The following is a 26,811-nucleotide window of genomic DNA, read 5'->3' on the forward strand; positions in this document are numbered from 1 at the left end:
CCGCAATCTGGGCGATATTTACAGCCCTTAAAAGTCCTTAACAACGCCTAGGATGACATATAGGAATAGGCTACCACCCATAAGCGAGGTTCATGTAATAAAATCCAGAAATAATCGAGCTCAATTATATTATAATCTTCTTGTTCCTACCGTACTCGGCATTATATATCTTAACTATTAAAAGAAAAAGACTAATTAGTAATGGTCCAAAAATCAACCCGATGAATCCAAATAAAGGAATTCCAACAATTACTCCTGTAAGGGTAATAAGCGGATGAACATCGTCCAGTTTTTGAAGTACGTACAAGCGTATGACATTATCGGTTATACCAACAACCACAATGCCGTATAACAGAATACCCCAGGCCTGAAAGGTATCACCACTAGAAAGGGATAGAATAAAGACCGGAATAGTTCCTAAAAAATTACCGATAAAAGGAATCATTGAACCTATAGTCACTATAACGCTCCAAAAAAATGGATTTTCAATATCAAAAATAATAAATCCAAGTAGGGCAACAATTCCTTGTGCTATGGCGACCAATGGAATCCCTATGGCATTTGCTCTCACCATTTCACGAGTTTCGCTACCAATGAGGTTTAGATGGTTGTCATTTATAGGTATATATTCGAACAAGGATTGGAGTAATTTTTTACGATTGGTCAACATATAGAACAAGAAAAAATACATTATAGAAATGGCAATTACAGTATCAAAAGTACCTCCAGCAATGCCCTGCAGATTTTCTGATACCCAACCAGATACCGCCGAAGCATCGATCTGTGAGGTTAAATCGTACCCCAAGCGATTCTCCAAATTCCCTAATTGTGTCTTAAATGCCGTTACAACTTTTTCTAAATTCTTTACTGCGCTGCCAATTTTATTTCCAAGCATAATAATGGCACCTGCTACTGGTAACAATATGGCAATAAATGATATAACCATTAACATTATTGTGGCTATGTACTTATTCCAGCCTTTGGAGACCAATATATTTAAAGGTTTGATGAGCACTACATACATCGTTATGGCTCCAAGGACACCTGAAAGATAAGGTGCCATTTCCTTGAAGATAAGACCCCCCATCAAAAGAATCAAAAAAAGTGTAAATATCTGACGAATTACTTTATGCTTTATCATGATTCGTAATTTTTAATTAGAAAAGATTTGAATACATAGGACTTGGAAAGTAATTAATGGCCTTAAGGTCATTAGTGCAAGTCCAACAGTAACACACAAAAATCAATATTTACACATGATACAATTGACCTATATCAGAATATAAAACCCTTTAAAAATGGCCTGGTTATAAGAATTAGTATGCATGAAACATTGTTAAATAGGTGTTTATAGACAATTATAAAAATAGAGCACCATAATATAATGGTGCTCCAGTTACAGTAAATAATTGAGGTATTAGTAATTGTCGTCATAATAAATAATTCCGTCCTGATTCCGCAAATAAGTTCTATCTTCATAGCTTTTGGGATCAACTGAAATTATTATTTTACCTTCTTCCAAATAATCGACATATTCAGCCGATTTGGAATCAGTAAGCCCAGCTTTAGTGAGAGCTCCAACAATGGCCCCCCCTGCACCACCGACTCCAGCGCCGGCAAAGGCAGCAGCCAAAGGTCCGGCTACCACTAGGCCGATGCCAGGAAGTACCAAACTAGTGCCAATAGCGGCAATTGCACCTACTATAGCTCCAGCTGCACCTCCGATAGCACTGCCTGCTCCTGCTCCTTTTAAGGCCTCGCTTCCCGTGTCCTCGTTCTCGGAATCATAATATTTGTCCTTGGTTTCTTTGGACATTAAAATAGTGATATCGTCCTTGTCATAACCCCTGTCAATCAGGCTGTCATAATAGTCGTGGGCACTTTGAGTGTTATTGAAAACTCTATCTATTCTTGTATTTGAAAATCTTTCTGTGTTCATCTTTATTTGTTTTAACGGATTAATAAAATTGATAAATGGTTTTACTTATTCTTCAGTTTTTTTGTCCTTGGACATCTCTTTATATTTTTGATATTGTTCCGGAGTAAGGACCGATTGCAAACTGCTGTCGCGACGCACCAATATAGCCTGATTGTCTATATTGGTTTCATTTTTCCTTTGCCAATTATCTCCTTGGGTTTTGGAAGCTGATTCATATTCCCTTATTTGAGAATCACTCATGTTTAAACTGCCATATATGTCGGAAATGTCCATATGTGAATCATACTCCTTCCTCCAGTCAGAGGGCCTAGATGCCGAATTCACATGACTGTCAGCGTCTGGCTCTTTATTTGCATAGTCCCCCTTTCTTGTGTCTTCTATCCTATTTGACGAGTCCATATTGTTTTTTTCCTTATGCCCATTACAGGCATATACGCCAATCACAAGAGCACATATAGTTAAAATTTTTAATTTTTCCATAGTTTCTACTTTTAGTGTTATTATTCTTTTACTTTGATTATTACATCAAATTGTTAGTTAAAATTAGGAACATTGGAAAAGGGGTTTTAGCCCATTTAAAGAAAAAATTAACTGGGTAGGATGGTCATTTTACAATGTGGAAAATGTATATTATGATGGGTACTTCATTTGAAAATAATTTGTTTTTTATAAATAAATGGATTTGGTTTTGTCCTTGGCCAAGAAACCTGTGCGTTAAAATTTTGAAATTGTTCTTAATTAATAAATTGAAGATTGAACCGATATCTAATTAAATCATTGGCGAATCATCCTTATGATTAAACCACAAATTACATTGGATTAAGTCATGTTTATCAAGGGAATGGTAATTTAGACAATTAATATCTCCATAAAATTTGTCTTGATAAAAAAGTGAATAACATCTGTTGGCTTTGGAATTTTATATTTATATATGATTGACTCTTGAGCTAATTAATTATTGGAAAACATCAAAGATTGACATAGATAAAAGATAACTTTCCGACTATGAAAAAAGTAGATGTTTTTGTTATAGGTAGTGGTGGCGCAGGGCGAACAGTGGCAAAATATTGTGTCAAGGCAGGTCTAAAGGTAGCTATCTCCGATAATCGCGAATACGGAGGCACTTGTGCCACTAGAGGGTGTGACCCAAAAAAAGTACTATTAGGACCTACGGAAGTATGTGAAATGGCTTCCAATTTATTAGGTAAGGGTATATCTCGACCACCTGAATTAAACTGGCTTGATCTTCAACGTTTTAAACTTGAATTTACAAAAAATGTCCCACAATCCACAGAAAAGGATTTAAGGGAGTTAGGAATCCAACTCTTCCATGAATCTCCAAGATTTATCAGCAGTGACACTCTTGAGGTAGAAAATTCAAAAATTAAAGCGGGAAAAATTGTCATTGCTACTGGATATGTACCACGCCTACTTAATGTCAAAGGTGCCGAATTCTTGAATAATAGCGATGATTTTCTGAACTTGAATAATTTACCAGAAGAAATAGTATTTATCGGTGGAGGATATATAGGTATGGAATTCTCCCATATGGCGGCGAGAGCTGGTAGTAAAGTCACTATTATTGAACACGGGTCAAGGATATTATCCTCTTTTGATAAAGATATGACAAGATATTTAACCAATGTTACTCAAGATTTAGGGATCAGGATCGTTCTTAATGCCGAGGTAATAAAAATTGAAAATGTGAGTAACGCTTATAACGTTGAATTTAAGCAGTCTGACAAAGTAAATATCATAAATACTTCCATGGTCTTTAATACAACGGGAAGAGAACCCTCAATCGCAATGTTGAACTTAGAAAAAGCGAATGTAAACTTTTCTGAACAAGGTATTGTTGTCAATGAGTTCCTACAGAATACTTCAAATCCTAGGGTTTATGCCTGTGGCGATGTATCGGAACATGGCTTGCCGCTTACACCTATATCTGCCATCCAAGGTGAAGTTGTAGCACATAATATTCTTAATGGTAATAGTAAAAAAGTAAATACCCCTGTAGTACCTTCTGCCGTTTTTACATTGCCAAATTTGGCATCTGTTGGACTGTCTGAAGATGAGGCCAGACGTAAATATAATAATGTTAGTGTCAGTTATAACTCTGTTCAAGATTGGTTTAGTGCCAAACGAATAAATTCCCCAGCTTATACCTTTAAAGTAATTTGGAATAATAGTACAAAATTAATTTTAGGGGCCCATCTCTTGGGATCAAATGCAGCAGAAACTATCAACATTTTTGCAATGGCTATCAATCATGATATTACTATTGATAAATTAAAAAATACCATTTTCACCTATCCATCCTGGATAAATGATATCAAAAGTATGATATAGTTTTGGACAAGGTAATGTACAACTCTTGATCCGATATGGCAATTCAACAATTCTCAAGGCCTTAAGTAACTATCCAATTCCACAATTGTATTACATGTTTATAGTCTTGATGTTGATGTTAGAAGGTTTAACTATTATTTGGATCTGAATATTGGATCACAATTAGATAAATAAGTCCGTATAAAATAGTTGTTCTTGAACATTCACTGTTAAAGGATATCCAAGTTTTAATCAATTTTAAGTCATAAAATATTCAGCTATAATTCCATGTGCAATTACCTTAGATAATTAGACAATTGTATCTGCCACTTTTGATTTATTGGAATTGTTGCAAGCGCAGCTTATATAGCTAAAATCCTATTTTTTCGATTTCATGTCTATTATTGTCGGCAACCAAAGGTCCTGATTCCAACTTGCCTTCATTGGTACCAAACGAGGAATTGATATTTAACTAGGCAAATACCCATATATTATTTGAAAATATACTAAAACAAACTGATCTCTATTGAATTATACCATTGTGTAAAATTGTGAAGTTATGATAATACATCATAATTCTTTACACAGCTTTATACAATTTTAAAATACACCTAAACACATAAATCTTTAAATATTAGTTAGTTATGAAATATTTCGAAATGGTATGATCTTTTCTTTGGTTATGGTAGTTAAATTAATAATCTAAATATTTATATCATGAAAAAGTTAATAGTAATGACAATGTTTTCAATTGTAGGGTTTACTACTTACGCCCAAAATAATGAACAGACGCAACATGAAGTTGCCGTAGAACAGACTCAGGACGATTTTAAAAAAATCAATCAATCTGACCTACCGGCAGCAATTTCGGACGCGATTAAGAGAGATTATCCGAATTCCACCATTGGTGACGCTTATGTAAATAAAAGTGAACAATACAAGGTAGAAGTAACCTTGGAAAATGGTACTTCAGGTTCTTTATACTTCGATAAGGATGGGAATTCAATTGATATGTAACCAAGTAATATCTTAGCAAGTCCAGCATCAAGAAAAGGGTCTTAATCCATTCGGAATTAAGACCCTTTTTAATTTCCTCATTTTACTTAGGGCCAGATAATGATATGAACCCTGACATCTAGATTGGTTAAATCAATATTTGTTATTGGGACAATTATATTTTTTATAAGAGTAACGTCCCAGTTCATTTTGAGATAATTTGATCGAAAATTAATGTATAAATATTAAGTGCAATTAATCTAAGAAACATATGAAAGATAAAAAAGAAAATGATCAGGATACTAAATTTGTCAAAGAAGAAAAAGAACCTACAAGGAATTATATCTTTCAAAAGAACGGTATAACCAAAACCGGATTTATTATAATAGTATTTTTTTTGATTCTATTAATTCTGGGTATTTACCTTTCAGGAGTATTTTTTGAAAAAACTAGTATAAATCCCTAGTGTGTCTTCCTAAGTTATCTTATGCTGGTAGGCATTCCTGGGATCTGGAAGAATTAGAGAATAAATTATTATTCTCTAATTTTTAGACATCGGTCTTCCCGAATGTATTTTTATATGAATGGGTTCCGATTGATAGGTATTTTTGCCGATGGGTGTAAAGTTCCAAGAATCACCCCAGGGAGAAATGATTTTAATTGGAGCGATAATGCCATGGCCGCATAATTTGCTTTTATAAGTGGAAGTTATTTTGGAGTTTTTGACCGTCCCTTGAACCAGTTGAAAATTAATAAAATTATCGCAAGAATTAGAAGTAGATGTACCAACCCTCCCATAATTTTAAATACAATAAAACCCAATAACCAACTTATAATTAGAAGTGCTACTAATGCCCAAATAATATTTTTCATAATCAATAATGTAAATAATTAATGTCCATTTGATAAAAAAAAGGCGTCTCAAATTAACCTGAGACGCCTAAATAATTTAATGCCAGATATTACGCCATTGCTTCTTTATTAAGACGCCCTTCTGCCAATTTATCCAATTTATTGTCAGCGTTATACTCCTCGTCCAAAGTTTTTTGGAGCTCTTTGGCGATATCGGCATGTCCCAATTCCTTAGCGTAGCGGACAGCTGTCCCATATCCTGATATCTCATAATGCTCAACTCGTTGAGCTTCAGCAATAAGGCCTGCATCCATTATTTTATCGTTATCTGCCTCATCTATAAAGGCTTCCGCTTCCTTGATCAAACCTTCCATGGCTTTACATTTTTCTCCTGATGGATCAATGTCCAGTTGATCACAAATGTCTTCCAACCTTTTTTTTTGATTTTTGGTTTCCTCCAAATGACTGGCAAAAGCTTCTTTTAACTTGCTGTTATTGGCATTTTTTTCCATTTTGGGTAATGCCTTTATCAATTGTTTTTCAGCACTGTACAAATCCTGTAATTGATGCTCGAATAAATCCTCCAAATTTTTCATAGTGTATGATGTTTTTAAATTATAAGTATAATGTTTTAAATTATAAATGTTGAATGAAGATAATAGACATATACAGACTTTATTATCCCGATTGAAGGCATTATTAACTTAAAAAAAGGCTACTGTAAATTCTTCTGCCCAGTTTTTTTATAGGATAACGATCTAAATTTTTCTAGGGTCAGTTATGTTGAAATTGTGAGGGAAGTGTAGGAAGAAAATCACAATTGGTTCATGATTTGAAAGATGGAAAGTACGACAACAGTAAAGATTACATGGGCGATCAATAGTTGCCCGAAAAAATTCTTAAATTCTAATTTTGGCGTTTCTGTTTTTTTAAAGAAAAATATATACCAACACATCCCCCCAAAGGCACCCAGTCCTAACCCTATCGGAATTCCAATTATTATATATCGTTCAAATTCCGTGAGTAGGTAAAGGGCCCTAAGACCGGCAGCAAAAATGAACCCTATAGCATAATGAATATACCAACCCAAATAGTGATATGTTCTACCCCTGATATTGAGGAATTTGTTGATCAGTTCAGCTTCATTAAAATTTTGCCCCATTACTTTTCCAAGTATTTGGCTGAATATGGTCATGAAGGAGGTGCCCATTAATCCGGCAATAACAATTATTGATAATTCCATGGCATTATTGTCTAATATATTAGTGATCAAAGGTAACATCACCAAATATCCAGTTGTAATCATAGTTCTTGAAGCTATTGTTTTTTTGAAGATCCAACATCCTCAACTAAATTTTGGTAGTAATGCACAATGATACATTAGCGTTAATATTCTTTAGAGCTCTTTTCAATCACCTTTCTAGCTAATTTTTCACTAGGCGTAAGTCCATATTTATTCTTGGATTTCCGATATGGATTGGGATTCGGTAAACTTTTCTCATCGATAGCATTAAAAATGGCGGGGTGTACATAATAATTCCTACATACTGATGGTGTATTTCCCAATTCAGAAGCAACCATTTTTATAATTATATTACTAAATTTTTTGCGACCTCCGATTTTATTATCCAACATTGCAATGGGGTAGAATTCAACAGCCAAACGGTTGGCGGCCCAAGTTCTAAAGTCTTTACTGGTATAACCAGGTCCCATATAGTCAGCTATATAACAATTGACATCTTCACTATCAACATCGTGAAATACTCCATGTCTGTCTTTATATCTAAATATCTCGTATCCCGGTAAACTGGCTGCCTTGGTTATAAATGGAATCAATTCTTCATTGTCTATATAGACCTGTTGTTCCTGATTACTTTTTCCTTTGAATGATAAAACAAGCTCATCATCATCTATTGAAAGGTGTTTTCTACGTAGCGTGGTCAATCCATAAGAATCATTCTGTTTTTTATATTCTTTATTACCGATCCGAATGCCGTACTCATCCAAAATCAAAACAATTAGTGCAAGCAATTTACTTTTGCCCCATTCCTTAATATTTAAATCTCTATGAGCCTGTTTGCGGATTTTGGGAAGTACTTTGGAGAAATCCAGCATTTTGCGGAATTTTTCCTCTTGACGCTTTTTTTCGTAGATCGAATGATAAATATATTGTTTACGACCTTTTAAATCCCGGCCCGTTGCTTGAATGTGACCGTCATCAAAACGGCAGGCGTATACCTCATTCCACATGGGAGGAATGACCAATTTTCTCAAACGTGTCAAGGTTTTTTTATCAGTAATTCTTTCACCATTTTCATTATAAAAGCAATACCCCTTGCCTCGTCTAATTCGTGAAATACACATCGCGGTATCATCGATTTCCCTAACTTTCTTCATGGCTCAAAGATTTTCCCTAAAGCACATTCTGGCCAATAAGTAACTTAAGGTCGATTCCGCCCCTTGGTTAAGATTAACATTATAAAGTTCCAAACCATCATAACAACCACCTGTACATGGATTGTAGATTGTTTGGTTCAATGGATTGTTGCCTAAAAACCATTCAAAAGCCCGAACTTTGAGGGCTCCATACCCCTTATCTGGAATTTCAAAATCGAATAGATCCAAAGCCAGAATAGTATAGGCAACATCAATGGGCTGCTCACCTCCTTGAAATTCCGGATTGAATGTATCACCTCTTTTAAACCAATTCTTATTGGAGATGACCCGTACCATGTCATTAATGAAAATTTTGTCAAGTAAAAAGTCAAAAGTGGTCACGGCTACCTCCCTATAAACTGCTTTTCCAGTTATAATATATGCCAACATTAAAGCATTGGGAATCACAGCATTTCCATATGTAAAAGAACTTTCAAACCAATGCCAGTTGTCTTGTATAGTGTTCAAATAAAGTCTCACCAAGCGATCCGCCATTGACTTTATCAAAGATTCCACTTTAAGAATTCCATGTTCCAAGGCGTAATAACTTAACCCTTTTATGGAAAATGCCATCGCACGTGGTGATCTCAAACTCCAAAGATTATCTAGCGCTTCTGAAAGTAGAAATTCAGCCCTATCATTTAGATAGGCGTAATTGGATGGAAACTTTGAGGATATTGAAAGAAGATAACCTAGCGCCCATATCGCTCTACCATTGGCATCCTCTAGATTTACATCTCCATTTTGGGATGTGAAATGACAATATTCATCAACATAGTTTAAAAATTTTCCATCAGGTCGAAAACAGCCATCCAAAAAAGCTAGATACTTTTTTATATATTCCAGATCCATAGGATCTTCAGTAAGTTGGTAATGCTTGCAAAAAACTATCATGGCACGCGCATTATCGTCTAAAGTGTAACCCCATTCCAATGCCGGCACATCAATTTTACAGAACTGAACTATGCCCACGTTTGTTGTCATTTTCTTGATGTGTTTTAAATTTAGAGCTGGTAAACTATACTCAAGGTGAACCATTCCCCTTCCTACCCGCTCAAAAATTCTGGCGTGCGCAATGGCGGCATTTTCCCACGCACTACCGGAGGTCGTATGTAGGCCGTTTAAACTCATATTTGCCAAAGTTTGAGGGTTTTTGAGAAGTCTTATAACGGTTTGTTGCAATTGGCTGGAATCCGAAAAATCAAATACTACACCAGCTTGATTTTCCAGTACCTCTAGAGCATGTGGTATAGGTGTGGACACTATTGGACATCCACAGCTTAAGGCGTACGCGAAAGTACCGCTAACCGCTTGATTGGGGTCTTTTGAAGTGAATAGATAAATATCGGTAAGCTGAAGATATTGGAGAAGTTGTGGAGTGGGAAGAAAATCGTTTATAAATTTGACGTTATCCTGCAAGCTCAGCCTGTCGACCAATTGTTGCAGAAATAAACGATAATCCTCCCCAAAATCTTTAACTAACGATGGATGTGTCTTGCCAATTATTAAAAACATAACCTCTGGAAACTTTTTGACTATGCCCGGTAGTGCATTCAAAGTTGTTTCAATATTCTTATTTGGCCCTAGCAATCCGAAAGTTGAAAGTACCTTTTTACCGGATAATTCATATTTATGTTTTAATTCATCCTTATCTCCATTTGAAATTAAATGCGTACCATGGGGAATAACAACTATTTTATTCCTCTGAACTGCATAATCCCTTTCGAGGATATCCGCAGACGCCTTGGTCATTACTATGATTTCTTGGCAGCCTCTAGATAAGCTTTGCACTTGTTTTCTTAAATCACTATTGGGATTGGGAAGGACAGTGTGGAAAGTAATTACTACCGGTTTCTTAAGTGAATCAATTAGTTTTAAAAAGGCGGATTCGTTATTTTTAAATAAACCGAATTCGTGTTGGATTAAGATCAATGCTATATCCTTATTACTATTTATGTTTTGGGAAACTTTTAAAAAGTCCATTTCATAATCGGTGTTTAATACACCACCAATCTTACACGGGTATTTATGGCTATCGGTTTGAGTCTCCAACGGAAAAATTATCAATTTCATTTTGCCTCCGAATCGCTCTTCAATGGAAAGTTGGAGATCCTTGGAAAATGTAGCTATACCGCACTCCCTAGGGGGATACGTGGATATACATGCAATTTTTGTCATTTTTTTACTGTCTTGACTGTAAGTCCTTTGCGATTCATTGAAATATAAATGACCAAGGGTTTTCGAAATTATTTTTTTTTGTGAGTCTTTGCGGCTCCAACTATTAATGTCATTTTTCATAGTATTTTAATTTAATCCAACTAGGATATAATATATATTGTTCTTTGTGGATTTTTAGTTAGTGAAGCTCGAAGCAAAACAATTCATAATCAACAGCCTAAATCGGATTAAGCTTTAAACTACAGCCACAAGAATCCAGGACAATTTACTATCAGAATTATTCTGTAAATGTTGCAATAAGGATTAAATTTATCGCAATCCAACTATTTTTTTTCTGATTTGCCCATCGTACTGTTATTGCTTCTCGTTGAATTGTCATAAGCTCTATTGGAGAGTCATTAGGAATTCCTTCAAAGTATAAAGACTGCAGTAACAAAGTATTGTGTTTTAATATGGTAGAGATTGTCAAATTTGAGTAATCCGTTGAAGTGACAGGAGGAACAAAATGACGGATTATGCTTCTCAATTCCAAAAAGGAACAAGTAAAAATTACCATTCTAATGAAATTCCTAATATATTGGTATCGATCAAGTCAATAAACGAAGAGCACAAAGAATAATTTTTTAGTAGAATACCTCTTATAAATTCATATTCGAACTTTTGGATAGAATTGAGGTAATAATCAACCTTGCCCAATCAACAATGAATTTACTGGTAGCATAATACCATGGATAAGGTTTTTGAATTTAAGTTTTCTGTAATTTATTAAAGTGTAATTTTTATTTAAATAATTAAAAGTTAGGTTATTGGGCCTGTTTTCTGAACTGATTGCAATATTCCTTTGGGGAAATACCATATTTGGCTTTGAAAAGTTTGGAAAAGTAACTTCTCGAGCTGATTCCAATTTTATAGGTGATCTCTGTTATATTTAAATCAGTGGTCTCCAATAGCTCTTTAGCCTTCTCTAACCTATAGTTCTGTATATATTCATTTACTGATGTTTTGTACAAGAATTTAAAGCCTTGTTGTAATTTATTTTGATTTACCCCCACTCTTTTCGCCAAGTCCACAATATTATCCATACTATCCAGTTCAGATTTGATTATTTTGGACGCCATTTCTATTTTTTCAATAGTTGCCTTACGAAGGATCTTATGCATTCCTGAACCGTTTAAGTCGTCCAAATATTGTTGAAACAAATGCGTCAAAATTTCATAGACCTTTCCTTCCTGATAGACTGTTTTCAAAAAATCGGCAAGATTACATTCAGAATATTCTTCTAAAAACCGGGATATATCCAAACTGTAAAAGTCTTTGTGATAGAAAATTTGTGTGCCATTCACGTCCCTGAATAACTTCATCAGGTCCTCATTCATATCCATTAAAAAGCCACTGATTTTTTCTTCGAATAATTTCCGATTGATCTCAATACTAAAAATGCTAATGGGTCGGTCTGGAGGAAAAATAAAAACATGATTATTTAGTGGTGTACTGGAAAGTATCACATTTTCCAAACGATTTATTTCATGGGATTCTTCACATTGATCGAAATTGTGACGAAAAGAAGACTCCCTATTAAATAATAATTTCAAAGGATGTACTTCCCCTTTCGTATATTCCAAAATCAATTTTTCTTCCAAAATGAAGTTGAATTCTAATACTCCTAGACCATGGTCAAAATAGATTCCTTTGATGTGGCCCTTACCTAATTCGATTGGGAGCTCAACATTAAATTCCCCGTCATTTTTATTTAAGTCTGTTTTAAAACTTTTGGACAAATCTTGCATTATTTGTTGAATGGCAACATCACGCACCTGTATTTTCATCTTTTATTGAGTATTTCTATTTCCGTTACCAAGAACATTAAGGTTCATCCTAGTGAAGCTAGGTTGAATTTAAAAGTTGAAATAAGACAATTTATTAACATTTGCCAAATAAAATTGCTTAGATATTAAAAACATGCCCAGCGATAATTATTGCTTATTATAATAGTAGGTATGTAATATGTTGCTTAAATATAGAACTTTAAAATGATTTAAAATTCATGTAGTTAATGTGTTCTTTGAGAAAAATTGGGCGTTTATAAAATTAGGCCTTTTGATTTTTCAGTGTGGTTCTAATGTAAAATGTAATAAGTATAAACACCAGTCTTTGCCCTATTGTTTAGTCCAATTTTTTATCGGGTGTCCCACTCCAAGAGCTTAATAGCTGAAATGCAACTAGTCAAATAAAAACATAAAAGGTTCAATAATGATAAAAAAAAATCTGAATATGTTAAAATGGACGGTAATTTTCATTTATCATTGTGCCACCATTCCAGCTATATTATCAAAATGGATTTTACGTAGAGATGAAGAATTTTTTATTTTAAAGTTCGAATACGTAGTGAGAATTATTGCGTTATATTAGTGGTTCGTGCGCTTTGTACAGTAAGCGAATGGGGAATTTAAAAGCCGTTAATTTATGATCACATGTAGGGTTTTTAATTTTATTAATAAATATTTTGAGTCCTATGAATGTTTGAACTTCTTGTTTGGAAAATAGAAAGATACTTCATTTAAATTTTAAATTTTTTTTTAAATAAGACGTTTAAGGGCAGAATAACGGTAGCTGGGAATTTCATTGTACTTATTCCAGAAGTTTATGTATTCAACCCTATATGGAAAAAATAAATAATATATAGTGAGAAATATATGAGTACAATTCGAATGAGTACAATTAATAAAATTCTAAATATAGCTTTGGCCGATGATGATGAAGATGATAGAATTCTTTTTAAGGAAGCTATTGATGAAATTAAAATAAAGACCAAATTGTCCTTGTATAATAATGGGCAGGAATTGATGGATTATTTGAACCTTCCTAAAATCGTCCTACCCGACCTGATTTTTCTAGATCTAAATATGCCTCTTAAGAACGGCATGCAATGCCTTAAGGAAATACGTACCAACCCGTCCTTGAACGATATTACCATTGCAATCTACTCTACGTCTTCTTCTGAAAAGGATATTGAAGAGACTTTTGTTAATGGAGCAAATATATATCTAAATAAGCCGAGTAACTTTTGCAACCTTCGTGAATCTATTGAAAAGATTTTGAAAATGAATTGGCAGTACCATACATCGAATTTAGACCGAAATAGTTTTTTATTTCATTTATGAAAATTTAATTGGCCAGGTAAATTGCCATATACTCAAGTACAGCAAATAGAACGGGCAACTTTCATAGCTTAGGTCGTTCTGCGAGAAATGACAACTGGGGTATCCGACAACTTTAACGGACATCAATACTTCGCCTATTTTAATTCATGATGCTATATTTTTACTTAAAATACCGAAGATCATATTAATTATAACCACTGCCACGGTAAAGACTATTAAATTTGTAACCATATATAGCGCAGCTATGCATCCAGCAGCTGCGCTACACCAAACTGTTGCAGCGGTAGTCAGGCCCTCAATCTTATCCTCTCTCTTCAGAATTACCCCTGCACCCAGAAAACCGATTCCCGTCACAATTTGGCCCAGAACACGGGTTATATCCGTATCCTCGCTTCCATAGAACTGCAATGATAATATGAGATATGCACATGCTCCAACGGCAACCAAAATGTTTGTTTTTATCCCGGCATCCTTTCCCTTATATTCCCGCTCAATACCTATTAAGCATCCTGCTAAAATGGCGAGTAAAATTTTAAACAAATAATCTTCATGAAATCCCCAATCTGGATCAACCCCAATTTTGGATACGGATGCATCCATCATATAGCAATAATATGTCAAAAAATACTGGATAAATAAGGTCATTGGTTACTAAGTTTTCATACTGGAATGGAATTAACTTTTTCACTTCTTTCCCAATTTCGATGCAACGCAATTGCCTTGACAAATTCCGTAGGATTTGCATTGATACAGACCGCTTTATCCAAAAGGAAATCAATGGCATAGGTATTATTTAAAAATGATTCACCTTCATTATCGGCGGCAATAGGTTTGCAGTGCATAAGTGCCTCATTCACAAATTTTATAAATTTTGCATTTTTTGATATTACATCAGTTGATTGCTTTCCACCTGGAATATATATAGCATCATAAAGTACACTTTCTGTGGTGGTAATGGAAGCATCTACTTGGTATTGTTGACCACTATCAGAGATTACATCCCCCCCAGTTGGCGCGATAATTTTGACTACAGCATTGCCACTTGTTAGGACTTCTTTCATTTCGTTATAATTATTGTTACTAAATCCGTCGGAGAGTAACACCGCTACCTGTCTTGTAGCAATACTTTCAAATTTAGTGTTACCCTGGCTAAGCGCCGGCGATTCATTTAAGTAGAACTTTTTGGGTCCTGGTTGAAAATCATGGAAATTCGCTTCCGGACTTATAGCTTGATTGATGGGACGTTCAATATCATTAGGAATTGATAATCCCAAATTTAAAGAAACCTTTTTAGCAAGATCATTATCTATTTGATCAATCATCCAGAGCATTCTTTTTTGAATATGCTTATGCGTACATTTGCCTAGTTCAAAGGAATAGGCATCTATTACATGATTCTTCTCCCATTCTTTCAGGCTCCTGTAAAAAAGGGCTGGTTGGGAGAAAAAATCATTGAAACTTTCACTTCTTGACCTTATTTTTTTTCCATCAATGCGCTCTTCATAGGACTGGAAAGCCCCCTCGGATATTTTACTAAGAAATGGACAACCTCCCCCCAAAGTATTTGGGAAATATGCGGTTTGCCCCTTGGGTATCTCCATTTGCATATGTCCATCACGCTGGTTATTGTTGGATTTTGCCACAGGCATATTAATTGGAAGTTGGTGAAAATTAGGACTACCTAACCTAGATAATTGTGTATCGCGATAAGAAAACAAACGACCCTGTAATAAAGGATCATTAGTGAAATCAATTCCTGGAACAACATTTCCTGGCAGAAATGCCACCTGTTCGGTTTCCGCAAAGAAATTATCAGGATTCTTGTTCAATGTCATTTTTCCAATGATCTTTACTGGAACCATTTCTTCCGGTACTAACTTGGTGGGGTCCAATATATCAAAATCATATTTGTGTTCATCATTCTCTGGAATGATCTGCAGACCGAGTTCCCATTGGGGAAATTGCCCGGATTCGATTGCTTCCCAAAGATCACGTCTATGGAAATCGGAATCCGCACCGCTGATTTTAACCGCCTCGTCCCAAGTTACAGAATGGACCCCTAATAAAGGTTTCCAATGGAATTTCACAAAATGGGCTTCTCCTTTGTCATTAATCAATCGAAAGGTATGTATGCCAAAGCCTTCCATCATTCGAAAACTTCTAGGAATGGCCCTATCGCTCATAAGCCAAATTTGATTATGTAACGTCTCTGGGGCTAGCGAAACGAAATCGTAAAAAGTATCGTGTGCCGATGCTGCCTGTGGAATTTCTTTATTTGGTTCGGGCTTAACGGAATGTATCAAGTCAGGAAATTTAATCGCATCTTGAATAAAAAATATTGGCATGTTATTTCCTACTAGATCCCATGTTCCTTCCTCGGTATAAAATTTTACTGCGAATCCACGGACATCTCGTGCTAAGTCCGTTGAACCTTTGGAGCCGGCTACGGTTGAAAATCTCGCAAAAACAGGGGTTATGCGGTCTGTGTCAGTGAAAATACCGGCCCTCGAATACTCTGGTATGCTTTGATATAACTCAAAATAACCATGGGCACCACTGCCTCTCGCATGCACAATGCGTTCAGGAATCCGTTCGTGATCAAAACTATGTATTTTTTCACGTAGAATGAAGTCTTCCAATAAGGTTGATCCCCTATCCCCGGCTTTTAGGGAATTATTGGTGTCGTTTATTTTGACTCCTTGTCGCGTGGTTAAAGGTTCATTTGAAGAATCCTTTTTATATTGGTTTAATTGCTCTATTTTGGATGAGGTACTTTTCTTTTTTTCCATTTTATTTAAATTTTAAAACCACATTAGTTATATAAAACTAGGAGTAAAACCTATTGTGAAGTAGCTCATTAAAATTATTTATTGCCCTTATAAATCCCAATCCACAATTCATCAGAATTATAAACGCAGACCAAAAATGCTACCTTCCAAATCTATAGTACTGGGATAAGTCATGCATCGTACCTTTTAATAAATCGGATATAATTTTCATTCCAATTACTGAAAAGGTAATTCCATTACCTCCGAAACCAAGTACGAAATAAGTGCTTTTAAAATCAGGATGTTCACCTATGTACGGTAAACCATCTTTAGTTTTACCAAATGTTCCAGCCCAAGCAAAATCTGTAATAATGTTAAATGAAGGAAATATTCGATTTATGTGACGATGTAGATGCTGTACTTTTGAATTAATCAACCCATCACGTTTTTTACTAGTTATAAAGTCCACATCTCCCCCACCAATAAGAAATCGACCATCGTCTGTAGCTCTCATATAAATATATGGATCGGCCGAATTCCAAAATACTGTATCCTTCAATTTTTTTGTTCCTTTCTTATCTTGTTCCCCAACAAAGGCATAGGTTGAAACTAAATCGACAAATTTTTCTTTAATTATATTGGTGCTTTCAAAACCAGTGCAATAAATTAATTTCTTTGCCTGCAAACGATGTCCGGTTTCGGTATGGACCATGACACCACTTTTGTTGTATTTTACATGGTCTATGGCAGTTTTATCATATATGTCTAGGCCTTTTTGACAACTGTAATGCAATAAATCGTGTGTAAACCGGAAAGCATCCATACTTCCAGCCTGTTGTGATAATATTCCACCAAAAGTATTTTCCATTCCAAATCTTTTGTTGATGGAGTCAGATGATATCCAGGTTACGGGTAAATTTAAATTTTGCCTTGCTTTAAATTCACTTTTCAACCAGTCGACATCTTTTTTGTAGGCTGCATAAAACAGGGATTCTTTTTTTTTGAAACCACATCGTGACTTTATTTTCTTCGAAAGGTCTTCCAAAATATCGATGGCTTCATAACAGGCGAGATAATTTTGTTCAGCTGCTTTCTTTCCGATCATTTTTGAAAGCTCGTAAAGCGGAACATCTATTTCATATTGCAATAAGGCTGTAGTAGCAGATGTACTGCCATGACCTACCTCGCGGTGGTCAATTATTACCGTATTATACCCATCTTGAATACATTGATAAGCCATAAGACTTCCCGTGATTCCCGCACCAATAATTATTATATCTGTTTCGATATCCGCTTTTACAGAGGGATATGAGTGTTTTATGCCATTTTTTATCAGCCAAAAAGGTTCGTTCGATCTTAGTTTCATTAAAAATTACTTTAAATTTTTGTCAATCAAAATTCCCTGCCATCAGAGTAAATAAATTTATTCATTTGTCTTGTCATGCATTGTTCCTATTAAATTATTATTAACTCTTTCAAATGAACAGACGTGAACAGGAAACATTATCAAGGAAATGATAGTATATATCAAATCCCATAAAATAATAACAGAAAACTTTTCATAATGAGATATATTTTAGTTACAAAAAATTTTATAACGAGTATTAGTCGGGGTCAGGTATTAGTGCAAAACTTAAACTTTTAATTAAGCTCACTTTTTTTGTTATCGTATCAATATTTTTCAAATGCTTAATATTTATTTGCTGAAGAACTCAATTGTAAAATATATATATAACTAAAAAGAGCAATACATGGAAAATATCAAAATAAAAAATCATGAAGAGCAGTCTCATCAACCAGGTCAACAATATTTAATGGATACGGAGCCTGTAACCATCCGAGACGATTATAAAGGTAGTAGCAAATTAAGTGGTAAAGTAGCTCTTATTACAGGAGGTGATAGCGGGATCGGCAGAAGTATTGCAGTGTACTTTGCCAAAGAAGGTGCGAATGTGTCTATTATATATTTAAACGAGGATCAGGATGCTCAGACCACAAAAAGTGCAGTGGAAGCAGAAGATCGAGAATGTTTGTTGATTAAAGGAGATGTAAGGGATGAAGAATTATGTAAGGCCGCTGTGCAACAAACCATTAGTAAGTTTGGTACTATTAATATAATAGTTAATAACGCGGCAATGCAGTTTCCTGAAGAATCTATTGAGAAAATAACGACAGAGAATCTGCATTTAACATTTGAAACAAATATTTATGCATTTTTCTATATCATCAAAGCAGCTCTTAAGTATTTAAAAAAGGATGATACAATAATTAACACTTCATCGGTCACTGCATATAGAGGGTCTGAACATTTAATAGATTATTCTAGCACTAAAGGTGCTATATCGGCTTTTACTCGCAGTTTATCCAAATCACTGGCCCACAAGGGTATCAGGGTTAATGCGGTGGCACCAGGCCCCATTTGGACTCCACTGATTCCGGCTACGTTCAAAGGAGATGATTTGACAAATTTTGGTAAAGACGTACCGTTGGGTCGTCCTGGCCAGCCAGCTGAGGTGGGCCCTGCATATGTTTTTCTTGCTTCCAAAGATAGTAGCTATATGACTGGACAAGTCATGCACATTAACGGTGGAGAAATTATAGGCGGGTAAGATTACCTTTATAATGACTTTCATATTATATCTTCCTTGGTTTTGATCGGCATTCAAAAAGTTTATTTGTAGAAATGAATTTTCAATTCTGATATCGACTAAAAATACTTTAACATTTTAAAATCGTTTAATATCGGAGTTATTTCTATTGGGTCAAAACTTATATTTTTAGAGATATTTCCAGTTGTTTCTGCATACTACATTAGAAGTACTTTAAAAATAAAGAAAGAAAAGGTCAATTATACCAGCGCGACGTAGAAAAACGAAATTGATGAATGAAATGCCTACGGTTGTAAATAAAATATCATAGTTATGGAGAGGAGAGAGAAAAATAAACCGGAGATATTTTCAATATATCTTGTTGATGATGATTTGGAAGATCAAGAAATTTTTATGGAAGCGATTTCCCAAATTGATACTTTAGTTGAGCTGAAAACTTTCGATAATGCAGATGAATTATTGTTATGTCTTAAGACCGATTCTTCTAACCCTGACGTAATATTCCTGGATCTCTACATGCCACGAAAAGACGGTGAAGAATGTTTAAAAGAAATACGCGATGACAATGGTTTGGATATGATACCTATTGTTGTATACTCTACAGAGTTTGATTTGGATCGAATAGAGCATTTGTTCAGTCTGGGGGCAAATAGGTATTTGCGCAAGCCTAATTCTTATGGATCTCTAATCGCTTCTCTCGACAGAACTATAGACTCAATAAAACGCAACACTTTAGGAGGAACAGCGATTATAAATATCATAGTATAAAATTTATTTTACCTTAAAATATACTGGAATATTAATGGTAAGACGAATATTTCCGGGACAGCGGTTTATACAATTTTTTTGATTTAAGGTTTTATATAAGCAATGATAATTTCACCTTTTTTATAGCTTCCAAATCAATATGATAATCAATTTATGATTAGTGGCTGTCAAAAAATAAAGGAAGTATATTAATTATATACCTCCTTTTACACACTTTCTTTTAATACAAATTTTACTTTCAATTGTTCCGAAGGGCATGGATCAATTCCTCCTTGTTCATCTGAGATCTACCATCGATACCTACTCTCTTGGCCTGATTGTAAAGCTCCTGTTTGGTCCACTCCTCATAGCGTTTGGCCTTACCCCCTTTTTTACCTGAATCGGGTGTGTTGGCAATACGAGCGGATTTCTCCTTGCTGTAACCCTTATCTCGTAGCGCTTGGTATTTATCTTCGTCTTTAATTCTAGGATTGGGCATATTATAATATTTTAAATTAATAATTCCTTTAATTAATTGTAGTCTAATTTCCCAAAGTCCAAATAAATAAGTTAACTCGATTATGCTAATAATTAATCCAGAAAAGAAGTTGTAAATATTTAATCAAGTAATATTTCATGTCTTGTTAGTGCAGGTCTACCTAATCATTTCCACCAATACATATACTTCTCAAGATTTTAATAATCCTGGCTCTAGGTATTTAATGTTTAAAAGTCTCACAATAGGATAAACACTGAAACTATCAGTTAAAGTCAAAAAAATAATCTTTTGTAACAAAGAATTTATTTTCGACTCGCTAATTTTCCTAAAATTTCAATTGAGAAATATTTTAAAAATAATTAGAATATGAACTTAAAAATGTATATTATTAGCGTTGTAGTCTCTGGACTTTTTATAGCTTGTAAATCTGCGAATTTGGAGCAGTCTCAAAGTTCTAAGAAGAATTCAGTTTCAGAAAAAGAAATGAAACATGTTGAAAGGACCAATAAGGCCCCCGATGATACTCACTCCCAAATTATCCACTCTGTAATACAAAATACCAATGGGAATACTGGTGGCAACGCGAATATTATTGGCGATAAAACTGATTTATCTGCACCTATGACATTTGATAATAACAAATTGTATCAAGATATAATGATGTCCAAAGATCAAATTCGCGAATTTGAGACTGCCATGGAAAGATTCAAAGAGAAACAAAGAAATTCACCAAATGGAGAAATGATGGGTACAATACCTTCTGAACGTGACAGGCAGTTGGGGAGGATACTTTCTTCGGACCAATTAAAAAAATATGAAATATGGAAATCGAACAATCCATAATGATTATATTTTCCAATGTTATAAATTGTCCCTGACAACCATTTAGCGAGTTGTCACACTGATGCCTTCGTCAAAATCTCCAAACTTAACACCTAGCTTTCAATACTATCTAAACTTTAAAGTGTTTAAAGTGGATAAACTCATTATCTATACCTATGACACATGAAAAATTTAATGTAGCAAATTACAAATTAAACCGGATTGCCCTTGTGGATGATGATCAGGACGACAGACTCCTATTCAAGGAAGCGTTTGAGGAATTGAAGATAAAGGCTGAACTTTTTTTGTTTAGTAATGGCCTTAATTTCATAGACCATTTGAGCAGCGGGATCAAGATGCTACCAGAACTATTATTTTTGGACCTGAATATGCCGGTAATGAATGGTTTGGAATGCTTAAAATATTTAAGAACGAATGCATCTTTCAAGGATATGTTTGTGGCTATTTATTCCACTTCCACTGCAATAACAGATTTGGAATCTACTTCGAAATATGGAGCAAACATGTTTATTAAAAAGCCTAATAATTTTAGTGAACTCACATACATCATTAATAAATCCATATCAATTCATTTTCAACACGTTGTCTCGGGCAATAATCAGGGAGGCCAATTTCCCTTAATACTTTAATCTGGTATATATTGATCATAGTAGTGGATGGAAATACTTGGTGTGGAGTTTAAATTTACTGTAGAATTTTGGGAATGCACTTTACTCATATACTATTCTTAAGAGCCCCGTTGAAGATTATACAAAAATAAAATGTTGTTACGATTAATCTTCGCTTTCAAAGGAGACCATAATCGGTCCTTAATTCTACCGAAATAATTCAGCGAGCTACATATCCCTTTTAGCCAATACTATTTTATTTACAGTAAAGTAACTTTAATTGCGCACACGTTTAAAGACTTTAAATTAAATCATTGTATTTGCTTGTATTTTTTGAACTCTTATTCAGGAATGGGGACAGTACTTTGTTGTACCTTATACTGTTTTGGACTGCACTTATATTTTTTCTTAAATATTTTGGAAAAATAACTTCGACTGGTAAAACCAATACTATAAACCACTTGGGAAATGTTTAAATCTGTACTTTTTATAAGTTGTTCTGCATACTTAAGACGCACTTTTCTACTATAATCGTTAACCGTTGTTCCATACAATAATTTGAAACCATATTGCAATTTACTCGGTGAGAGACCTGTTTTGGAACAAAGTTGTGTAATGTTCAGTTGTCTATCGGGATTATTCTTTATAAATTCTGAAATTTTCCGGATGGAATCTATCTCACTGGATCTCAGATTTCCTGCCAACTTGTGCTTTTTTATATCCTCCTCATGTTGCTGAACCGCGATAGCAAGCACTTCATAAACAAGCCCTTTTAAAAACAAATTCCGTATATAACTTCGATGCTTCATAACAGAAATTTGTTCGAGTTTTTCTGCTAATTTAAGATTGTAGGAACTAATGAATATATAATTTTTTTGGGATTGATTTTTCAACAAAGAATTTTGTAGCTGTGTTATCAAAGTAGTTCCATCTGAATTATTCTGGCGACATTTATCTATTATAAATATGGAGCATTTAACATGCTTATCGCTGTCAAAAAATAAAATATTGCCACTATTAGGTTCATTTGTAAAAATACCAGTTCTAAAATTTTCCAGAACCCTTTTTTGTATTTCGGTTTTAAAACTATGGGAAATATGACCTCTTGAACAATAAGCAATATAAAGTGGGGGATTTTTTTGCCCGTAGTTTTGAATAGAAAAACTTTTTCGCAAGGTTAATTCGATTTCAAGGTGAGTTATACCATCTTTAAATGATCTTCCACAGAATCTTCCGTTTCCTAATTTGTTGTTAAAGCTCAAAACAAATTCGTTATTTTTAACCTTAAAATATTCACCAAAATATTGGCTTAGCTGATTAAATATATTTTGAGTGTCTGTTGACTGAATTGATATAGTTGCCATACTTTTTATTTTTATAGGTTATACTTAACTATGTTTCTTAATTAACTTTTATTTAAACCGTAAAACCTTAATTGGTATAAAGTCCATCGGTCTTCCTATTAGATTATCCAAATTTCTGAAAAGAGATCAACGAAGTATTATATAATTCATAAATTCTATTATAGAATTTTTCGTTTTAACAGAAGATTATGGAATTACAATGACAGTATTAATTTAATTGATACTAAGCTGGTTAGCCCGTAATAAACACTGGGTAATCTTAATTCTAGTTAAAAGTCTACTTTTATGGTTATTCGGTTCTGGACTGATCAATTTATTTTAATTATGAGGTGTCCCCTCAATATATTTTAAGCTCAAATGAAATTTGTTTCTCAGTATTTTAAATTCCACTTTAATCTTTTAAGTCAAAATATTGATCATTTAGTGCATATGTGATTTAAGATAGTTTCTAATTTAACATTTCCAAAATATTGCTTTATGGAGAAAATTTTTTATTCAACGAAGAGTCGATAATTAAATCTGTGGTATTTATTTACGAAACCCGGGTTCTATTTACCCACTTGATCGATCGACTAGTCATTAATATATAATGTTATGAAACCAATTGAAATCTTTCTTGCCGATGATGATTGTGATGACCGCAGTTTATTCCTAGAAGCTTTAGAAGATATTCCTATTGCTACTGTTGTCACCGAGTTTGACAATGGTGTTGATTTGATGGCAGATTTATTATCTGAAACTGAGCTGCCAAGTGCAATATTCCTCGACCTTCGCATGCCATTAATGGATGGCTTCGAATGTTTGGCCGATATTCGAAGTATATCTAAATTTTCCAACATAAAGGTAATAATTTATTCCACTTCATTTAATGCAAAGGAGATTGATAAACTGAAAGAAGCCGGGGCGAATCAATATATAAAAAAACCAAATTCATTCAATCAGTTGAAAACTTTATTGTTCAAGTCTATTAAACCTATACAGTCAGAGTCTAATAATTCTAATTCGGATTTCGTCGTTCTAGTTTAATGAATTGTCAGGCATTGTTTGGGCAATCAACAATGGAATTGATTTAATGTATAATAAATTGAAATTATAATGCAAGTAACCGTAAATCGAAAAAACATTAAATTCTTGCCTGATAGTAGTCGTATAGTGGCGCGTTTTTTTGACAATGGGGAAATTCGAACCCATGAACTCTTAAAAAGAGTAATTTCATTGAAAGAGGAGGACATAAATCGGGAATTGAGTCATACCCTTAGGGAATTTGCGGGACGGCATCGTAATATTTCCAAAATTTTCTTGCGACATTTTGAAAACCATATTCCCCTGATGAAACAAATGGGATTAAAAATTGATAAATTTTCCCCAAAGGCGAAATTACTTTTCGGGTCATATGCAACAATGGAATATTCTATTGAGTCTGCCGCAATGTTTAACCCATCTATAATTGAAGATTTTGATCAATCATTCTTGGTCAAAGGTGAGAAAAGAGTGATAATATCATTCCGAGCTACAGGCGAAGGCCATTTATCCTCATTGGTATTTAGGAAAGGTGTTTTGGACGCCAATAACAATTTTCAATTATATAAGGTGAGAAATCATATTGATATGCCACAAATTGTCCAGAAAAAATCATATGATAAAGGGCGCTTTGAACAAAAGTTGCAGGAGATGAAGATCTCAAAACAATATTATTCTGCCATAATGAACGGCCTACCTGATCATTTTGAGTATCATGAGCTGAAATCCGCTTTAAATAGGGTTTTATCCAGTGGAATAAGCACCGGTAATCGTTTGGTCCTTGAAGAAATGACCTGGCTGGTGGATTCCTATTATGATTTGAAATTTAGCCTAGATTCCGATATATCCGAGCGGGTAATATTTCCGGTGTCTCCATCTGAAAGCAAAGGAATAGAGGATGCTCGTTTTGTCAGGTTTACAGAGGATGATGGTTCTATTAAAGTTTATGCAACCTATACCGCTTTTGATGGACATACGATATTACCTAAATTATTATCTACAGATGATTTTAATACATTTCGAATCATGCCAATGTTCGGCAAAGCAGCTCAAAACAAAAATTTTGCCTTGTTTCCCAAAAAAATCAAGGGTAAATATGCAGTTCTGGCGCGAGTGGACGGAGTTAATAATTATATCATGTTTTCTGAAAGAAATACCTTATGGAATAATCCAATAAAAATCCAAGAACCTAAATATCCATGGGAATTTACACAAATAGGAAACTGCGGAGCGCCACTGTGGACGGAAGACGGTTGGCTCGTTATTACACACGGGGTCGGCCCAATGAGGCGTTATTGTATTGGTGCTGCACTATTTGATTTGGATGACCCGACAAAGGAAATAGGACGGTTGGCCCAACCTCTACTTTCACCGTTAGAAGAAGAAAGAGAGGGTTACGTCCCTAATGTTGTTTATTCTTGTGGTTCAATAATTAATAATGGTAGCCTAGTGCTTCCATATGCTGTGTCTGATTATTCCTCTTCATATGCAACAGTTCCTATGAACGAGTTAATGTATGCCTTACTAAAATAATTATGACGAATTTTCGATTGTATTATAGGATTGCATTACGACCAATCGTCTTTATGTCCCTAAAATACTGTGTAGAGTTTGACGATTGGATGATTTACATCCTGAGTGTACATGTTTGATTTCTATATGCAGAGTGAACTATGGTGAAGTTAAAAGTTAGCCCAAAAAAAAAGTCGGTTTTAAGACCGACTATTCAATGCTTGGGTCCATTTATTTAAATGGTTCATAATCAAATTTTTGACCACCTACAGATGCATCAACCATTAAACCCGCTTTTGGCATGGTAAAAACAACTACGCCGTCATTATAATTGGCATTCTGTGAGGCTCCTGATTCTATGACTACTGCCGATACTTCTGCAGAAAATGCGTAATCATCTGTTTTAAATTCGTTTAAAGCCTCTTTCGTTTCGAAAAAGATTACCTGGGCAAGTGCTTGTCCTCCAGCCTGTACTCCTATATCAAGCTTTTTAAGGCTCGCAATACCAACTGAATTACCTTTTTCGTAAACGATACCTTTTCCAGAAGCGGCACCTACAATTAAACCACCTTCCCCGACATTGGGAAAAATAACATAGCCGGATGCATTATTAAAGAATTTCTTCAACCCTTGATCCTGCTGTATCATTTTTTGTTTTGCATTTTCTGCATCGGCTAATAATTTATTCGTGTCATTTTTTTGCGAATAGGCTAACCCAGTTACAATTAAGATCAGAGCCAATGTTAATGATTTAAAAATTTTCATAGTTTTATGGAATTAATTAAACTTTATTTACTTTCTATCAGTAGTCCTAATATGGACTTTTTAAAATTATTGCATTGAATTACAAGGGGTTATCACTATAGCGTTTAATTTTAATCCATTTAAAAGATTAAAATAGATTATCTAAATAAGAACTTCTTTGATAATGTTGGAAATACCGATCGAGAT

The 26,811-nt window shown here is 34.4% G+C and carries 25 protein-coding genes; 10 read left to right on the top strand and 15 right to left on the bottom strand.

Going from position 1 to position 26,811, the window contains the following annotated elements:
- Window positions 1–124 precede the first annotated feature (124 nt).
- The 3 genes from KO529_RS14050 to KO529_RS14060 all read right to left on the bottom strand — a co-directional run bounded on the left by KO529_RS14050 (window position 125) and on the right by KO529_RS14060 (window position 2,419).
- A complete protein-coding gene (locus KO529_RS14050) occupies window positions 125–1,141 on the bottom strand; it encodes an AI-2E family transporter (RefSeq protein ID WP_215948492.1) in 1,017 nt (338 codons plus the stop codon).
- A gap of 276 nt (window positions 1,142–1,417) precedes the next feature.
- Entirely contained in the window at window positions 1,418–1,939 is a 522-nt protein-coding gene (locus KO529_RS14055) for a hypothetical protein (protein WP_215948493.1), read from the bottom strand.
- Between the two features lie 45 nt (window positions 1,940–1,984).
- Window positions 1,985–2,419, bottom strand: coding sequence for a hypothetical protein (locus KO529_RS14060; protein WP_215948494.1), 435 nt, complete (start codon window positions 2,417–2,419; stop codon window positions 1,985–1,987).
- A gap of 525 nt (window positions 2,420–2,944) precedes the next feature.
- Between KO529_RS14060 and KO529_RS14065 the strand changes: the two genes are divergently transcribed.
- From KO529_RS14065 to KO529_RS14075, 3 genes are all read left to right on the top strand, one after another.
- Window positions 2,945–4,288, top strand: coding sequence for a dihydrolipoyl dehydrogenase family protein (locus KO529_RS14065; RefSeq protein ID WP_215948495.1), 1,344 nt, complete (start codon window positions 2,945–2,947; stop codon window positions 4,286–4,288).
- 696 nt (window positions 4,289–4,984) lie between these two features.
- A complete protein-coding gene (locus KO529_RS14070) occupies window positions 4,985–5,284 on the top strand; it encodes a PepSY-like domain-containing protein (protein ID WP_215948496.1) in 300 nt (99 codons plus the stop codon).
- Between the two features lie 250 nt (window positions 5,285–5,534).
- A complete protein-coding gene (locus KO529_RS14075) occupies window positions 5,535–5,729 on the top strand; it encodes a hypothetical protein (RefSeq protein ID WP_215948497.1) in 195 nt (64 codons plus the stop codon).
- A gap of 242 nt (window positions 5,730–5,971) precedes the next feature.
- On the opposite strand, the gene KO529_RS14080 is transcribed toward KO529_RS14075, so the two are convergent.
- The 6 genes from KO529_RS14080 to KO529_RS14105 form a co-directional block, all read right to left on the bottom strand.
- A complete protein-coding gene (locus tag KO529_RS14080) occupies window positions 5,972–6,136 on the bottom strand; it encodes a lmo0937 family membrane protein (protein ID WP_215948498.1) in 165 nt (54 codons plus the stop codon).
- Window positions 6,137–6,225: 89 nt separating this feature from the next.
- The gene (locus KO529_RS14085) at window positions 6,226–6,711 is read right to left on the bottom strand and encodes a ferritin-like domain-containing protein (RefSeq protein ID WP_215948499.1); all 486 of its coding nucleotides are present in this window, start codon (window positions 6,709–6,711) and stop codon (window positions 6,226–6,228) included.
- 218 nt (window positions 6,712–6,929) lie between these two features.
- Window positions 6,930–7,358 carry a DUF2938 domain-containing protein gene (locus KO529_RS14090; protein ID WP_215948500.1) on the bottom strand — a complete coding sequence of 143 codons (429 nt, stop codon included), beginning with the start codon at window positions 7,356–7,358 and terminating at the stop codon, window positions 6,930–6,932.
- A gap of 143 nt (window positions 7,359–7,501) precedes the next feature.
- Window positions 7,502–8,512, bottom strand: coding sequence for a DNA topoisomerase IB (locus tag KO529_RS14095; RefSeq protein WP_252734402.1), 1,011 nt, complete (start codon window positions 8,510–8,512; stop codon window positions 7,502–7,504).
- 3 nt (window positions 8,513–8,515) lie between these two features.
- Window positions 8,516–10,729, bottom strand: coding sequence for a glycosyltransferase (locus KO529_RS14100; protein ID WP_215948501.1), 2,214 nt, complete (start codon window positions 10,727–10,729; stop codon window positions 8,516–8,518).
- Between the two features lie 803 nt (window positions 10,730–11,532).
- The gene (locus KO529_RS14105; RefSeq protein WP_215948502.1) at window positions 11,533–12,555 is read right to left on the bottom strand and encodes a helix-turn-helix transcriptional regulator; all 1,023 of its coding nucleotides are present in this window, start codon (window positions 12,553–12,555) and stop codon (window positions 11,533–11,535) included.
- 882 nt (window positions 12,556–13,437) lie between these two features.
- On the opposite strand from KO529_RS14105, the gene KO529_RS14110 reads away from it, so the two are divergent.
- A complete protein-coding gene (locus tag KO529_RS14110; RefSeq protein ID WP_215948503.1) occupies window positions 13,438–13,890 on the top strand; it encodes a response regulator in 453 nt (150 codons plus the stop codon).
- Window positions 13,891–14,034: 144 nt separating this feature from the next.
- Here KO529_RS14110 and KO529_RS14115 read toward each other — a convergent pair whose 3' ends face one another.
- From KO529_RS14115 to KO529_RS14125, 3 genes are all read right to left on the bottom strand, one after another.
- Window positions 14,035–14,493, bottom strand: coding sequence for an MgtC/SapB family protein (locus KO529_RS14115; protein ID WP_252734403.1), 459 nt, complete (start codon window positions 14,491–14,493; stop codon window positions 14,035–14,037).
- A 56-nt stretch (window positions 14,494–14,549) separates the two neighbouring features.
- Complete coding sequence (locus KO529_RS14120; protein WP_215948504.1) at window positions 14,550–16,679, bottom strand: catalase; 2,130 nt, start codon at window positions 16,677–16,679, stop codon at window positions 14,550–14,552.
- Window positions 16,680–16,818: 139 nt separating this feature from the next.
- Window positions 16,819–18,024 (bottom strand): NAD(P)/FAD-dependent oxidoreductase, encoded by a 1,206-nt coding sequence (locus KO529_RS14125; RefSeq protein WP_215948505.1) that lies wholly within the window; start codon window positions 18,022–18,024, stop codon window positions 16,819–16,821.
- A 385-nt stretch (window positions 18,025–18,409) separates the two neighbouring features.
- Here KO529_RS14125 and KO529_RS14130 point away from each other — a divergent pair, with 385 nt between their 5' ends.
- A complete protein-coding gene (locus tag KO529_RS14130; protein ID WP_215948506.1) occupies window positions 18,410–19,267 on the top strand; it encodes an SDR family oxidoreductase in 858 nt (285 codons plus the stop codon).
- 312 nt (window positions 19,268–19,579) lie between these two features.
- A complete protein-coding gene (locus KO529_RS14135) occupies window positions 19,580–20,035 on the top strand; it encodes a response regulator (RefSeq protein ID WP_215948507.1) in 456 nt (151 codons plus the stop codon).
- Window positions 20,036–20,273: 238 nt separating this feature from the next.
- Here KO529_RS14135 and KO529_RS14140 read toward each other — a convergent pair whose 3' ends face one another.
- Entirely contained in the window at window positions 20,274–20,513 is a 240-nt protein-coding gene (locus tag KO529_RS14140) for a DUF7218 family protein (RefSeq protein ID WP_215948508.1), read from the bottom strand.
- Between the two features lie 366 nt (window positions 20,514–20,879).
- On the opposite strand from KO529_RS14140, the gene KO529_RS14145 reads away from it, so the two are divergent.
- Together KO529_RS14145 and KO529_RS14150 are read left to right on the top strand one after the other, a co-directional pair.
- Window positions 20,880–21,356: a hypothetical protein gene (locus tag KO529_RS14145; RefSeq protein ID WP_215948509.1), complete on the top strand. Its 477-nt coding sequence runs from the start codon at window positions 20,880–20,882 to the stop codon at window positions 21,354–21,356.
- Between the two features lie 155 nt (window positions 21,357–21,511).
- A complete protein-coding gene (locus tag KO529_RS14150; protein WP_215948510.1) occupies window positions 21,512–21,985 on the top strand; it encodes a response regulator in 474 nt (157 codons plus the stop codon).
- Window positions 21,986–22,305: 320 nt separating this feature from the next.
- Here the strand turns inward: KO529_RS14150 and KO529_RS14155 are convergent, their stop codons facing one another.
- On the bottom strand, window positions 22,306–23,328 hold the full coding sequence (locus KO529_RS14155; RefSeq protein WP_215948511.1) for an AraC family transcriptional regulator: 1,023 nt from the start codon (window positions 23,326–23,328) through the stop codon (window positions 22,306–22,308).
- 594 nt (window positions 23,329–23,922) lie between these two features.
- Between KO529_RS14155 and KO529_RS14160 the strand changes: the two genes are divergently transcribed.
- Complete coding sequence (locus tag KO529_RS14160; RefSeq protein ID WP_215948512.1) at window positions 23,923–24,354, top strand: response regulator; 432 nt, start codon at window positions 23,923–23,925, stop codon at window positions 24,352–24,354.
- Between the two features lie 303 nt (window positions 24,355–24,657).
- Window positions 24,658–25,881: a glycoside hydrolase family 130 protein gene (locus KO529_RS14165; protein WP_252734404.1), complete on the top strand. Its 1,224-nt coding sequence runs from the start codon at window positions 24,658–24,660 to the stop codon at window positions 25,879–25,881.
- A 210-nt stretch (window positions 25,882–26,091) separates the two neighbouring features.
- Here the strand turns inward: KO529_RS14165 and KO529_RS14170 are convergent, their stop codons facing one another.
- Window positions 26,092–26,625 (bottom strand): YSC84-related protein, encoded by a 534-nt coding sequence (locus tag KO529_RS14170; protein WP_215948514.1) that lies wholly within the window; start codon window positions 26,623–26,625, stop codon window positions 26,092–26,094.
- Between the last annotated feature and the right edge of the window lie 186 nt (window positions 26,626–26,811).

The organism is Arenibacter algicola (assembly GCF_018860365.1).
Taxonomy (GTDB): domain Bacteria; phylum Bacteroidota; class Bacteroidia; order Flavobacteriales; family Flavobacteriaceae; genus Arenibacter; species Arenibacter algicola_B.